This window comes from Saliniradius amylolyticus (genome assembly GCF_003143555.1).
Classification (GTDB): domain Bacteria; phylum Pseudomonadota; class Gammaproteobacteria; order Enterobacterales; family Alteromonadaceae; genus Saliniradius; species Saliniradius amylolyticus.
In genome coordinates this window covers 1,812,899-1,825,670 of sequence record NZ_CP029347.1, presented here as the reverse complement: position 1 = coordinate 1,825,670, position 12,772 = coordinate 1,812,899, and the positions used below count along the sequence as shown (strand labels likewise).

10 protein-coding genes are annotated in these 12,772 nt (G+C 52.0%); 6 read left to right on the top strand and 4 right to left on the bottom strand.

Annotated features, from left to right (window positions below; all coding sequences use genetic code 11):
* Window positions 1–6: 6 nt before the first annotated feature.
* Both HMF8227_RS08515 and HMF8227_RS08510 read right to left on the bottom strand, forming a co-directional pair.
* Window positions 7–825, bottom strand: a complete 819-nt coding sequence (locus HMF8227_RS08515) for a type 2 periplasmic-binding domain-containing protein (RefSeq protein WP_109339780.1) — start codon at window positions 823–825, stop codon at window positions 7–9.
* Window positions 822–1,796, bottom strand: coding sequence for an AraC family transcriptional regulator (locus HMF8227_RS08510; protein WP_109339779.1), 975 nt, complete (start codon window positions 1,794–1,796; stop codon window positions 822–824). The genes HMF8227_RS08515 and HMF8227_RS08510 overlap by 4 nt, the downstream gene beginning before the upstream one ends.
* 133 nt (window positions 1,797–1,929) lie before the next feature.
* Between HMF8227_RS08510 and HMF8227_RS08505 the strand changes: the two genes are divergently transcribed.
* From HMF8227_RS08505 to HMF8227_RS08490, 4 genes are read left to right on the top strand one after another with little or no spacing between them, the layout of a single operon-like run.
* Window positions 1,930–3,225, top strand: a complete 1,296-nt coding sequence (locus HMF8227_RS08505; RefSeq protein ID WP_109339778.1) for a flavin-containing monooxygenase — start codon at window positions 1,930–1,932, stop codon at window positions 3,223–3,225.
* A gap of 1 nt (window position 3,226) precedes the next feature.
* A complete protein-coding gene (locus tag HMF8227_RS08500) occupies window positions 3,227–4,120 on the top strand; it encodes a bile acid:sodium symporter family protein (RefSeq protein ID WP_109339777.1) in 894 nt (297 codons plus the stop codon).
* A complete protein-coding gene (locus HMF8227_RS08495; RefSeq protein WP_109339776.1) occupies window positions 4,117–5,046 on the top strand; it encodes an SDR family oxidoreductase in 930 nt (309 codons plus the stop codon). Before HMF8227_RS08500 ends, HMF8227_RS08495 begins: the two co-directional genes overlap by 4 nt.
* Window positions 5,043–5,828 carry an SDR family NAD(P)-dependent oxidoreductase gene (locus HMF8227_RS08490; protein WP_109339775.1) on the top strand — a complete coding sequence of 262 codons (786 nt, stop codon included), beginning with the start codon at window positions 5,043–5,045 and terminating at the stop codon, window positions 5,826–5,828. The genes HMF8227_RS08495 and HMF8227_RS08490 overlap by 4 nt, the downstream gene beginning before the upstream one ends.
* On the opposite strand, the gene HMF8227_RS08485 is transcribed toward HMF8227_RS08490, so the two are convergent.
* Both HMF8227_RS08485 and HMF8227_RS08480 read right to left on the bottom strand, forming a co-directional pair.
* Window positions 5,817–7,172 carry a response regulator gene (locus tag HMF8227_RS08485; protein WP_109339774.1) on the bottom strand — a complete coding sequence of 452 codons (1,356 nt, stop codon included), beginning with the start codon at window positions 7,170–7,172 and terminating at the stop codon, window positions 5,817–5,819. The two genes, HMF8227_RS08490 and HMF8227_RS08485, sit on opposite strands and share 12 nt — an antisense overlap.
* Window positions 7,150–7,536: an Hpt domain-containing protein gene (locus HMF8227_RS08480; protein ID WP_109339773.1), complete on the bottom strand. Its 387-nt coding sequence runs from the start codon at window positions 7,534–7,536 to the stop codon at window positions 7,150–7,152. Before HMF8227_RS08480 ends, HMF8227_RS08485 begins: the two co-directional genes overlap by 23 nt.
* A gap of 95 nt (window positions 7,537–7,631) precedes the next feature.
* Here HMF8227_RS08480 and HMF8227_RS08475 point away from each other — a divergent pair, with 95 nt between their 5' ends.
* On the top strand, window positions 7,632–10,517 hold the full coding sequence (locus HMF8227_RS08475; protein WP_162558549.1) for a PAS domain-containing hybrid sensor histidine kinase/response regulator: 2,886 nt from the start codon (window positions 7,632–7,634) through the stop codon (window positions 10,515–10,517).
* Window positions 10,486–12,633 (top strand): EAL domain-containing response regulator, encoded by a 2,148-nt coding sequence (locus HMF8227_RS08470; RefSeq protein ID WP_162558548.1) that lies wholly within the window; start codon window positions 10,486–10,488, stop codon window positions 12,631–12,633. Before HMF8227_RS08475 ends, HMF8227_RS08470 begins: the two co-directional genes overlap by 32 nt.
* Window positions 12,634–12,772 lie beyond the last annotated feature (139 nt).

Below are 12,772 nucleotides of genomic sequence, written 5' to 3'. Positions count from 1 at the left end.
TGATCGTTATGGGTGAGTGATGCTGACGGGTACAATGCCTTGTTCAGCCATGTCATTGTAGTGGTATTGGCGGTGGAACCATTTTTCAACATCCATTTGCTCGATGGCTTCTTCCATCAGGGCCTGAAGCTGTTGACCAGACGCAGTCTTGCTAACGGCCAGACTGGCATGCAGTGTGACCAGGTTGCGATAATAGATACCTCGCAAATCCAATTTCTGGATCATACTGACCGTAGGGGCGCGGGCGAAAATAAACGCTGGAATGCGGCCTATACCCATCATTTCCACCAGGTTATCGATATTGCCGGCGGCAAAAAATTGCTTTGGACTCAGTCCCAGCAGCTCGGCCAGAAAGTCCTCATTGCCTCGCGGAGTGCCGATATGATTGAGCTTGCTGAAGACTTCTGGCTCTAAATAATCGCGCTGGATGGAATAGATATCCAAAGGCGCAGCAATGGACCAATGGATTTCTTCCGCGTACTCATAGAAGTCCTGAGTTTCTTTTTGATAAGGAGTATGGCCGATCATATCGAGCCGTCCTTCCTTAAGTTCTTTTTTGGCACGGTTGTAGGGCATGATCATTATTTTAAAATGATGCTCTGGTAGTCGTTGCTCGATGGATTGAAGGAAACGCACCGTCATGCCTTGTCTGTCTGCGGTGATCAGAGGCGGAAAAGGCTCTAAGCCTATCCTGAAGGTCGCACTGTGGCCCGGGATAGAAAACAGTGCGGCCAGCAGGTACAGGCACAGGTACCACGGCGCTTTATTTTTGTTTCGGCATGGGGATACCCGGGCTGGGCGGTAATGTGCTGTGGAGCTGTTCATTGCTCCTCCCGCTGCCGATACTGACTAAGGTTCATCCCCATCCAACGCTTGAAGGCTTTAGCAAAAGCGCTCTCATCGGCGTAGCCGAAATAATCAGCCAGATGACTCTGGCTGATTCTCTGGTCGTTCACCAGTAACTCCTGTAATCGCTGTTTCTTGACCTCTTCGGTGAGGCTCTTGAAGCTAAACCCATAGGGCTTGAGTTTACGGTTAAGGTGTCGTTCGCTCATGGCCAACGCTTCGGCTACCTGACTGCGTCCCAGCCAGGGCTGTTGTTGGAGGATGGTACGTACCTTATCGGCGATCGTTTCTGGCTGCAGCCGCCTTAGCTGTAGCTCGGCCAGCTTCACCATATGTTGTTGCAATTCGGGACTATTGTGGCGACGTTGTTGCCACCATTCAGTATCGCTGAACACCAGGTAGTTACTTGGCTGACTGAACTTTAGCCGGGCTGTTTTAAAGAGCTTGCGATAAGGGCGGTACTCATCCGGCTCCGGCCACTCCATGCCCACCTCTAAAGGCGCCAGTTCGGTTTCGGTAACATGGCGGACCCCATTAAGCACCGATGCCAGTATGGCCTGCAAACGCAGTTGTCGGGCGGTGCTAAACTGGGCCTGATAGCCGAGTCGCCAGCCTTGCTCGGTGCGCTCTTTATAAAATCGACCGCCTTCGCCTACTAAGCGGGAATAACTGACTAGCATATCGGCGGCTTGCGATAAGCGGGTGCAGCTCAGCACCAGAAACCCCAGCATGTCATAGTGATCCGGCTGCAGGCGGCTGCCGATGTCAAAACCTGTAGTGGCTTTGCAATGGGGCTCGATGGCTTGCCAGAGGCGATCCTGAACTGACATGGGGAGTCGCTGCTCTGCAGGATATTGTTGGATCTCCTGACACAATGCGTCTGGCACTGTGATGCCCGAAGGAGCCAATACCGCTACAATGGCCTTACTGAAGCTTGGAGTAACTGTCATAGTTTGCACTGCAATGGCTATTGAGCCCAGTATGTCATAATGTCCCGAATTAACCAAACTCGGTCCCGACGGAGTCTGGGGTTTTGTTACGGAAAGGTTAACATGGCGTTGGTATTATCTTCAGGAGTCATGCATGAAACCTTATGTCGTAATAGGCGCGGGGCCCATGGGATTGTGCACCGTTCGGCGTCTGGCTGAGCTGGACATTCCCGTCGTTGGGTTGGAAGCTCATCGGGATGTGGGGGGGTTATGGGACATCGACAGTCCGACCAGTACCATGTATGACTCGGCGCACCTGATTTCCTCCAAGCGAATGACGGAGTTTGCCGACTTTCCCATGAAGGCGGAGGTTGCTGCCTATCCTCGTCACGATGAGATGCGGGAGTATTTTCGCGATTATGCCCGACACTTTGATCTTTATAAACATTATCGGTTTGGATGTTGGGTAGAGGCGATTGAGCCTGACGGTGATGACTGGCAGGTGGTGTACCAGCAAGGCGAAGAGTCCAAAACGCTGGCCGCATCGGGCGTGTTAATTGCCAACGGCACCCTGCACCACCCAAAGCGGGTTGAATTTCCAGGCCAGTTTGACGGTGAGCGCCTGCATAGCTGCGATTACCGGGATCCGGCCTTGTTTGAGGGCAAGCGAGTGCTGATCGTCGGCTGTGGCAATAGTGGCTGTGATATCGCCGTAGATGCTGTGCACCGGGCGCACTCGGTGGATATGGTGGTACGCAGGGGGTATTACTTTCTGCCTAAGTTTGTCGCCGGTAAGCCCACAGATACGTTGGGGGGAAAGCTACGTTTACCTAATCGGGTTAAGCAATGGGTCGACGGTACGTTAGTGCGCCTGATCTCCGGTAAGCCGAGTGATTTCGGGTTGCCAGACCCCGATTACAAGATGTACGAGTCCCATCCGGTAGTAAACAGCCTTTTTTTGCACCATATTGGGCATGGGGATATTCAGCCTCGCCCGGGGATCGAACGGCTGACCGCCACTGGCGCCGAGTTTAAAGACGGCTCCAACGGTCAATACGATCTAATCCTGGAAGCCACCGGCTATAAACTGCACTATCCCTTTATTGATGCTGACCATTTAAACTGGCAAGGAGACGCGCCCGCTCTGTACCTGAATGCTTTTACGCCTAAGCACGACAATTTGTTTGTGATGGGCATGGTGGAAGCCGCCGGGTTAGGCTGGCAGGGGCGAGATGACCAGGCCCAGGTGGTGGCACGCTTTATACAGATGCGTCATCAGCAGCCAGAGCTTGCCGGGCAATTTATGACCAAGGTGAAACAATGCAGTAATACGCGCATTGATGGTGGCCTGGACTATCTGCCACTTGAGCGGATGGCGTACTATGTGCATAAACAGGACTACCTCAAGGCATTGTCTGAGGCTTACCAGTTTTTAGGTGTGGCAAGCTGATATGTCTCAGTCCAGTTTGTTGATTCTAAACGCCATTTTAGCGCTAATGATGTTCGGTATCGCCCTGAGTCTTAAGGCTGAGGACTTTAAACGGGTGGTGTTAAAGCCTAAGGCACCGCTGACCGGGATTCTGGCGCAGTTTCTGATTTTGCCGCTGATGACCTGGGCCTTAACCATGGTAATTCCCATGCCGACACAGGTTGCCTTGGGGCTGATTTTAGTGGGTAGCTGCCCGGGCGGTAGCTTTTCCAATATCATGACGTATCTGGCGCGAGGAAATACCGCCATGTCCGTGAGCATGACCGGCATTGCCAGCCTGGCGGCAGTAGGCATGACGCCTTTTAACTTTGCACTGTACGCCAGTTTAAACCCAGCCACTGCTGAACTGTTAAAACAGATCGCTGTGCCTCCTCAGGATATCCTGATGGTGGTGGTGTTTGTGTTGGCAATCCCCTTGTCATTAGGACTGTTGGCTGGCCGCTGGTTGCCAGTTTTTGCCCAGCGCAGTGAAGGCGCATTTCGCTTTATTTCTCTGTTTACCCTGCTGTTGTTTGTGTTGATTGCCTTGGCCAGAAACTGGTCCGAGTTTGTCGCCGGCGCCAGCATCTTTTTGCTCGTCGTGGTGTTTCACAATGCCTTGGCGCTGATGGTTGGGTGGGTAACGGCTCGTGGGATGAAACTTAACAATGCAGATACCCGGGCAGTAACTTTGGAGGTGGGGCTGCAAAATTCCGGTCTTGGTCTGGGGATCATCTTTACCTTTTTCGGCAGCCTGACCGAGATGGCTATCATCGCCGCTGCCTGGGGGATCTGGCATCTGGTGAGCGGCCTGTCGCTTGCCTGGTTCTGGCATCGCCGGGACCGGCAAGAGCAAGCTCAGGAGGCGAAGGCATGAGCCGTATCTTAATTACTGGTAGCCAAGGCTATCTGGGCAAGCAGGTGGTGTCGGCTCTGGCAGGGAAGCATCAGGTGTTTGGTATCGATATCATCGACGCTGAGCCACCGCATTATCATTATCGGCGGATGGATATTCGCAGCCAAGAGCTCGTTGGTTTTATGGGAGAGGCAGGCATTGAACAGGTTGTGCACCTGGCAAGCATTGTCACCCCTTCACAAGACAGAGCGCGGGATTATGATATCGAGGTTAACGGCACCCGCAACTTACTGGATGCTTGCGTGACCAATGGCGTGAATCACTTGACGGTGACCAGCAGTGGGGCAGCCTACGGTTATCATGCCGACAGTCCGGACTGGTTGACGGAAATCGATCCGGTCAGAGGGAATTATCATTTTTCGTACAGTTACCACAAACGTAAGGTTGAGGAGATGCTGGCCGACTTTCGCCAGAGCGTGCCCCAGTTGCATCAGCTGATTCTGCGCCCGGGCACCATCCTGGGTAAAGAGACGGATAACCTTATCACTCGCTTGTTTAAGAAATCGACTTTGTTGGCGGTTCAGGGCTCGGACTCGCCCTTTGTGTTTATTTTGGATAAGGATGTGGCCGATATTGTGGTTACCGGCGTGGATGAGCGCAAAACCGGGATTTATAATCTGGCCGGAGACGGCGCTTTAAGCATGGATGAGATCGCTGCGATATTGAATAAGCCGGTGCGGACTCTGCCTGCCTGGCTATTAAAAGTGGCCCTTTGGGTGGGGCAGCGGCTGCACCTGACGCCCTATGGGCCAGAGCAGCTGGACTTTCTGCGTTATCGGCCGGTGTTAAGCAACCGTGCCTTAAAAGAGCAGTTTGGGTTTACGCCCAGTATGAATTCCAGGCAGGTGTTTGAATACTATGCGCATCATCAGGGGATGTTGCCATGAAATCCCAACCTTATGCTGTTGTCACGGGCGCTGCATCCGGATTGGGTTTGGCTTTGGCTCGCAGGTTAGCCTTTGATTACCGTTTGATTCTGGTGGACAGAAATGAAGTCGCTCTGGAGGAGCAATGGGGCCATTGGGATGGTCATTATACTCTGGTCGCTGATTTAACCGACAGGGTGGCCATCGATCACCTGATTGAACATATTCGTTCGTTGACCGGTGAAGTGGCATTGCTGGTGAATAATGCCGGTATTACCCATCGCTCGCTGAGTTATCAGACAGACTCCCGTGTGCTTGAGGCGGTGATGGCGGTGGATTATCTGGCACCGGTATTACTGGCGCAGGGGTTGCTGACGGCTTTGGAGAACGCCAGGGGAAAGGTGGTGAATATCGGCTCTATGGCGGGTTGGATGCCGGTGGCCGGGCGCGCCGGTTACTGCGCCGCTAAGTCGGCCTTGCATCAGTATTTTGAGACCTTTCGTGCCGAAGTGGCACATAAAGATGTCTCGGTACTGATGGTGTACCCGAGCTTTTTGGATACGCCCATTGAGACTAACGCCCTGGATGGTAAGGGCGGTAAAGCAAGCCACGCGCGCTCAATGGTGGGTAAAATGCGAACCGGTGACTGGATGGCCGAGAAAATTGAAAAGGCGATAAAAAACAACAAGCAGCGGTTATTCCCCGATCATTTTACCGCCTTCGCCGCCATATTGTACCGACTCTGGCCCAGTTTGTATCTGCGCCTGATGACGCGGAAGTTTGCCAGCGAACTAGCAGGCTAGCGAGATTTGGTGTTGTTGGCAGAGAAAGCGCACGGCGTCCTTGGTTAAGGGTTTCAAAATATACTCATTGGCGCCTGCCTGCATGGCTCGTGTTACCAACGAGCGGTGTTTCTTGCTGGTTAGAATGGACACTGGAGTGTCGCTGTTAATGCATTGCATGTGTCCCAGCTGATCAACCACCAACAAGCCATCAGTATCGGGTAAGTAGATATCCATCAGTATCAGACTATAACTGCGCTCTTTTAGCAGACTTATGGCACGCCGCCCCAGGCTGGTCCAGTCGACGCTGAATCCCATAGACTCCAGCAGTTTCTGGCTTACCATGGCGCTCATGGTGTCATCTTCCACCAATAGCACACGTTGTTTACCACTCGAGGCGGGCGCAAGCTGGGTCGTACTGTCGTCGTTGTCTGATTTATTCTGAAGTGTGGTTATCTGCTTTGGTTTCCGAGCCTCCCGCTTTTCAGAACCGTTGTTCATAGCGTCTGAGGTGCTTTCTTGTGAGTCCGCCTTGGACGAATCATTGTCAACGTCGTCAGTTTTGTCTGTTGCCACTTCTTTGTCTTTAGAGGAGGTTGCTGGTTTTTGTGAGGTCCGACGCGAGGGCTCGTGATCCGAATTCTTGACAAAGGGGCGCATCAGTAATGTCAGCAAATTCAGAATGGAGGAGTGCAGCACCAGCATTGCAGGCAATGGCAGTTGCTTAAACCGGCTGATAACCAGGTTAATCTCAGATAAGGATTCGGATAAAGAAGACTGTTGCCTGAGCTTTTGCTGACAATCGATTAATAATCGGTTGAGCTGTTGTAACTGGTCTCGGTGATGACGATAAAAACGGTATTTACGTTCGATCCCATGGACGATCTCATCGTCTTCCTGGTTGACGGCCACACAAGCCTGTTCAATAAATCGGTCGTTGTCAGGGTAAGCATAGATACCCAGTTCGTGTAACAGGTGATAGACCACCTCAACCGGACGCAATACCTCATAGGTTGGACGGGTGATCAGGTAGTCATTGATGATGCCCTGCATGAAGAGTTCATGGGCTTGTCTTTCCTGCTGTCGTGAACAGCATAAGACCAGAGCATGGTCCACCAGTTGCTGATCATCGCAGTGGGCCAGGCTACGGAAATACAGCGACAGCGATTGTTCAATTTCCTCATTGGATACCAAGAGCACCTTGGGCCTGTCGCATGTCAGATGCTTGAGTATGTCAGCGTCAGAGTTGGTGACTTCGAATATCAGCTTACTCTGACTCAGGGTATTAATGAGCAGTTTGTCATCGTCGGTGTTGTTGGTATGAAGTAACACCTGGACGTCATTAACCTCGTGCCTTCTTTGCATTCTGATATTCCTTTAATAGGTTATGAATGGCCTTCATCAATCGATGATGGGCCGATTGAAACTCCTCCAGCCATTGATTGAGCTGTTGTTCATCAATACCGGCAGATCTAAAGAGCTTTTCGCCGGCCAGGCATTTCTGGTGAAGGTCCTCTGCACCTATATAGATAGTATTGGTTTTTAGGTTATGCACTATGGCGTCAACTTGTTGCCAGTCGCCGCCTCGTCCGTGGTTTATCACCATCTCACCCCGTTCTTCTAAGGTTGTCCGAAACTCTTCAATGAAGAAGATAAACTCGTCAGAACTTAGGTCGCCAGTGTAGTAGCTGAGTTGCTGAATATCGATGGTTGGCACCGGGTTCGTCATGGTTTCCTATTTAACACTTTAAAAACTACACTGGAGTATAGAGTCCTCAGAGGTTTTTATCAGTATCTGCTTATCGCTTGCTAAGGGGCATGGACGTGAAAGAACAGCTGGTCGATCAGTTTGACGTTTTGATGGATGCCATCCCAAATGAAGTGGCGTTGCTTGACAGCGATGGTCGTATCATCGCGCTTAACCAGGCATGGCAGCAATTCGCGGATGAAAATCAGTTGACCCTGGCTGAAGCGGGGCTTGGAGCAAATTACCTCGATATTTGCTGTCAGGCTTCCGAGCCTCATCAACGAATGGCTCATGAAGCGTTTAAGGGCGTGTCCGAGGTACTTACGGGACAGCGCAAGAGCTTTGAGATGAATTATCCCTGTCAAAGCCAGACGGCTCATCTCTGGTTTAAGATGCGAGTAACCCCAGTTCCCGGTCATGCAGGTTTTGCGTTAATGGAGCACTGGGATGTGACCCCGTCGGCGGCCAGGCGCACGCTGTTGGAACTTGATCGTCAGCTTATGAAGCTTGGGGGACGGGACGAGCCAGAACTCCAGGTTGCACGAGTGATCATTGAACGGTTGCAGGCTTTTTATATGGGCTGCAGGGCGTTAATGCTGATATCCGATAACTCTGCTTCAGGGCATCGTATTCTGAGCGGTGACGATTTTCCGGGAACACTGAGCGAATCACTACTCCCATTGGCACAGACCTTTATGACATCAGTGCTGTCGGGTGCCAGACCTTATATTGAAGACTGCCGGTCAGAGGTGCAACACTCTGCTCTGGCAGAGCTGTTATTGGCACACGGGTATGAGAGTGTGTGGTCGGCTCCGGTCAGAATACATCAAGACGAGCAGGCGGTGGTGTTATTGCTGCACTGTCGGGCTCAGCGACCTTCCAAAACTGACAGAATGGTTATCAATAAGCTTTCTCGGGCAGCGGGCCAGACACTTCGGCGGCTGAGTTATGAGCAGCGACTACGCCGATACCAGAGGGAATTTCACGAGGTTTATCGGCATGCTCCTGTGGGTATAGCACTGGCGGAAGCCGATGGTCGTTTGTGCTCAATGAATCCTGCCTGGCTCAAAATGATTGGGCTGGACGAATCGCTGATGTACCAGAATACGATTTTTGACTGGGTAAAGGAAAGTGATCATTTCAGGCTCAAGCAGTCATGGAAACGGCTGCTTAAGCGGGATCAAACCAGTGCTCGGTTGGAACTGCGCTTTGATACCGGGCACCGCGAGCCTTTTTGGGTGCGACTGAATGCATCGGTACTGAGTGAGGATAACGGTGCGTCTGCCCAGTTGGTATTGGTTTGTGAGTATGTGCACCAATACAAGCGCCTGCAAGAGCAGTTGGGTCAGGCGGAACAGCGGTTTCGCTATGTGGCTCAGGCTACCGCTGATGCTATCTGGGACTGGGATATTGAGGCCGACGAATGTTGGTGGAGTCCAGGTTTCTATGACATGTTTGGCCTTAGCCCCAGCCATGCGCCGGTGGACAAGAACTTCTGGCGCCAGAACATCCACCCTGATGAACAAGCCTCGCTATTCGCCGAACTGAAAGAATTTCTGGCCGGTGATGCTATTGAGTGGCGTCAATCCTATCGGTTTCGCAGGCAGGATGGCAGTTATGCCCGGGTAAAGGATAAAGGGTATGTGTTGAGGAACGATAAGGGCCAGGCGGTTCGTATGGTAGGGGGGATATCGGATGTCACCAAGGAATATGAGCTGGAGGAAAAACTGCGACAGTCTTATCGAATGGAAGCTGTAGGGCAACTCACAGGTGGCGTAGCCCACGATTTCAATAACCTGCTGACGGTAATTATTGGTAACAGTGAGTTGCTGCAGGAAGAGGTGGAAAACTCAGATGCCCCGCTGGAGAGAGAAACGATACTGGAAACTCTTGAGCTGGTTTTGTCTGCCGGACGCAGTGGTGCCGACTTGACTCAACGCCTATTAGCCTTCGCCAGAAAACAATCTCTGGAACCCGAGGTATTGGATGTTCTGGAATTATTAACCGACATGGATCCGATTTTACGTCGCACCCTCGGTGACAGGGTCGAGTTTAACTGGGATTTGCATGACAGCCTGTGGCACGTTGAAGTTGATCCCTCTCAGTTGCAAAACGCCATATTGAACTTGTGTCTCAATGCGGTAGATGCAATGCCCGGTGGTGGTCGTTTAACCATTGAAGCCAGCAATATCGCAGTCAGTGAAGGCTGCAGTGTGGATGGTGAAATGGCGCCGGGAGAATATGTATTACTGTCGGTGTCGGATACGGGCCATGGTATGGATGATCAGCAGCAGCAACGGATATTCGAACCTTTTTATACCAGTAAACCTAAGGGGGAAGGTTCCGGTCTGGGCTTGAGTATGGTGTTTGGTTTTGTGAAACAAAGTCAGGGCTATATTTCTTTATCGTCAGCCGTGGGAGAAGGTGCTCGTTTTCAGCTGTACTTACCGAAATACGAGGGGCAGGCGGCGCCGACCAGACTGCGGCCCGACCATGACCCGGAAGTCAGCGGAAGGCTGCGGTCAGTGGCGAATATCCTAGTCGTGGAGGACGATACCATGGTACGTCAGTACGTGGCACAGGTATTAGTCAGGGCTGGCTTTAACGTCAAAACGGCCAGTTGTCCGAGTCAGGCGCTGGCGATATTTGAGCGTCAGCCAGCTAAGTTTCACCTGCTGATTACCGATGTGATGATGCCCGAAGTGACGGGCTTTGAACTGGCTGAGCGGATACAGGCTGAATCGCCTCGCTTGCCGGTTTTGTTCATTTCCGGCTATAACGATTCCACCTCTGTAAGCCAGCAGCCGGACAGAGTGCTGCTGTGTAAGCCATTCAAGAAAGAGACGTTGCTGAAGAAGGTACAGAGCATGCTGTCAACGTCGTCATACATTCATGGAAATTTGCCTGCTTCGGCAGCAAACAGGAGGGGGTATGTCACTGATGAGCCTGACTGGAAAGATTAAAGGGCGCTTGGTGGTATTGGATGACGATCACCTGGCAGGGAAAACCATAGAGAGAACCGCACGCTTTGCAGGCATGGAGGCCCGTCATTGTGAGACCGCTAAGGACTTTTTCTCCGCTCTGGATGACTGGCAGCCGGATGTGGTGGTGGTGGACCTTATTATGCCAGACATGGACGGTATGGAAGTATTAATGGTTTTGGCACAGCAAGAGACCTGTCCGGCTATTATTTTGTCCAGCGGAGTGGATACGCGAGTGTTAGAAGCGGCTAAGCGATCAGCCGCAGAGCACGGTTTGCCGGTTAGAGGAGTTTTGCATAAGCCTTTTTCTCCAGCGCAACTAAAAGAGATGCTTCGGGCGCCATTGAAGCCGGTTCCCTCTGAGCATCCGGAGCAACCGGCGCGTCCGGCCGTGGCCCCAGATGAACAGGTATTTCAATTATCAGCTCAAAGCCTGTTGGATGCTTTAGAACAAGGACAGCTATGTTACTACTACCAGCCCAAAGTGGATGCCTTGACTCATGAATTAATAGGCTTCGAAGCCCTGGCACGTTGGTCTCACCCAGCGCTAGGTATGATCCAGCCCGATGCATTTATTCCCGTTGCAGAGCAAGAAGGCCTGGTCAGTCAGATGACTTTGCGCTTGTTTGAACACGGTGTTGCCTGGTTTTCTGACTTCTTGGGCAGCCTGAAAAACCTTAAGGAGAATGGCCGCTATGTCGGTGTGACGCAGAATCTGACCCTGTCGATTAATATATCCGTCGAGTCCCTGGCAGACGCGGATATGTTTGACCGCTTGCAAGAGCTGTGTGAGCAATTTGCCGTTCCCACCAGTCAGATCTTATTTGAGTTGACTGAGAGTTGCGCGATACCGGACAAGGGGGACCCCTTGCAACTACTGACCCGTCTCAGGATGAAAGGGTTTCAACTGGCCATTGATGATTTCGGCACAGGGTACTCTTCTATGCAGCAGTTGGTGCGCCTGCCTTATAGTGAGCTAAAAATTGATAAGTCCTTCGTACAGGATATCACCACAAATCCGGAATCCCGGGCGATAGTGCGTTCGATGACAGACTTAGCCCATAACCTGGGGTTAAATCTCGTCGCCGAAGGGGTAGAGGATGAGGATTCAAGCGCTTTTTTACACAACATCGGTTGTGATGTATTGCAAGGATACCTGATTGCTCGCCCCATGCCGGGTGATGGGGTGATGGATTGGTTTCATCGTCAGCTCAAGCAGGTAGAGCAGCGTCGCCATGATTACGTCAGGGCACTGGGGTTGTTGGATAAACAACGGGATATGCGATGGGAGCGAGTTCTGTATCTGGGACAGCGGTTATTTGAGGCCGAATCGGTCGAGTTTTGCATTCTGAACACGAACAAAGCTGAAGTGGTGGTCAGCTTGGGACAAAGCCTGGTACCTCAAAACGTCCACGATTCTATCGTCCGCCGCGTGATTACCACAGGAACCAATATGGAGCTTTCTGTTGGTCAGGAAGTGGACTCGGGTTTGGGGAGTCAGCATTTTGGTATGGTGGTGGGGTTACCTATAGGCCTGGAAGCGGGAATGGTCGTCGGGGCTCTGCTGTTGTGGCGGCCCGAGTTAGAATCCCTGACAGCGATGCAACGCAAAATGCTGGGTCTGCTGGGACGCAGACTGGAGTCGGCGCTGAGTGAGTACGGCCAGGAAGAGCCTGAGAGGAACACGCTACCTTCCTGGGAAGCCTTTTATCCGCAGGCGGAGCAAACCCTGGGTTTGCTAGAGCTAGGGGGAATGGACGCTACTTTAATGATTATCCGAGTGAGTACTGGCGAAGACACGTCTGACGATGACTGTCAGCAAAAAGTATGTCAATGGTTGCTGACCCATGCTCGCCGCTCGGATTTAGCGGGGCAGGTGAGTCGGGGAGAGTTTGTTCTGTTGGCTTTGGGGAGCATGGCGGTCAGTAATATTGCGCGGCGGCTGTATCAGTCACTGGACTCATCCGGATGCGAGTGTCTTTTGCAGTGTGGCAGTGCGGTCAGTCATGCCGCTCAGCCCCAGACATTAAAAGCGTTGATAGCCGAGGCCAGAACTGATCTCGACGACCACGCCGAGCAATGCAGAGTAGGTCGGTAACGTCAATTGCGACCAAGGGGCTTCTTCTCAGGAACACTGCGTATTGGAAACTGGCCTGGTTTTTAAGTGTGAATCAACAGACAGCGCGTTTTAAAAGACCTCTGTTGCTTATGCGAACCTATGCAGGCTGTGTTGATTT

What these genes read in the sequence shown, in the direction of transcription:
- HMF8227_RS08470 (WP_162558548.1), top strand. Translation starts at nt 10,486, where the DNA reads ATGTCACTGATGAGCCTGACTGGAAAGATTAAAGGGCGCTTGGTGGTA.
- HMF8227_RS08480 (WP_109339773.1), bottom strand. Translation starts at nt 7,536, where the DNA reads ATGACGAACCCGGTGCCAACCATCGATATTCAGCAACTCAGCTACTAC.
- HMF8227_RS08500 (WP_109339777.1), top strand. Translation starts at nt 3,227, where the DNA reads ATGTCTCAGTCCAGTTTGTTGATTCTAAACGCCATTTTAGCGCTAATG.
- HMF8227_RS08495 (WP_109339776.1), top strand. Translation starts at nt 4,117, where the DNA reads ATGAGCCGTATCTTAATTACTGGTAGCCAAGGCTATCTGGGCAAGCAG.
- HMF8227_RS08515 (WP_109339780.1), bottom strand. Translation starts at nt 825, where the DNA reads ATGAACAGCTCCACAGCACATTACCGCCCAGCCCGGGTATCCCCATGC.
- HMF8227_RS08510 (WP_109339779.1), bottom strand. Translation starts at nt 1,796, where the DNA reads ATGACAGTTACTCCAAGCTTCAGTAAGGCCATTGTAGCGGTATTGGCT.
- HMF8227_RS08505 (WP_109339778.1), top strand. Translation starts at nt 1,930, where the DNA reads ATGAAACCTTATGTCGTAATAGGCGCGGGGCCCATGGGATTGTGCACC.
- HMF8227_RS08485 (WP_109339774.1), bottom strand. Translation starts at nt 7,172, where the DNA reads ATGCAAAGAAGGCACGAGGTTAATGACGTCCAGGTGTTACTTCATACC.
- HMF8227_RS08490 (WP_109339775.1), top strand. Translation starts at nt 5,043, where the DNA reads ATGAAATCCCAACCTTATGCTGTTGTCACGGGCGCTGCATCCGGATTG.